At 39.3% G+C, this 512-nt stretch carries 1 pseudogene; it reads right to left on the reverse strand.

The features are described from left to right. Nucleotides 1-468, reverse strand: a pseudogene (locus tag CXF85_RS00090) (transposase); the annotation flags it as partial. Nucleotides 469-512 lie beyond the last annotated feature (44 nt).

Raw genomic sequence — 512 nt, forward strand, 5'->3', positions numbered from 1 at the left:
CTTATCTTCTTTGTTGGCTTGTCGCGCTATTGGCTCATTCAGTGAACGCATAAACCAACTGATATCGGTTAGTCGTTTTTTATAAATATCTGCTGAGCTTTCAACCATGGCTAATTGAAACTTATCAAGGGGTTGTTTGTTATGATATTGTCGGGTGAGATAGGTGCCTTTGAACAACTGATGCCAACGCTTAAGTACTTCATCAGTAGACCAATTCTTTACTTGTTCACTGTCAACATACAGCACCAAGTGTAAGTGATTATGCATCACCGCATGGGCGCAAATATCAATAGCAAACACTCGAGCTAATTGAAAAATACGCTTTTCAATCCATGCACGTCTATGTTCAAAGCTGACACCTGTTTCTTTATCTACCCCACACAAAAACGCCTTTCGTACCGTGCGACTGCAAATGTGATAATAAGGAGTGTCGAGTAAACTAATTTGCTGTGAACGAGGTTTAGGCATAAGAATAACCGCACTTAACAATGATAAATTAAGTGTAGGTTATT

This window comes from Colwellia sp. 75C3 (assembly GCF_002836255.1).
GTDB lineage: Bacteria > Pseudomonadota > Gammaproteobacteria > Enterobacterales > Alteromonadaceae > Colwellia.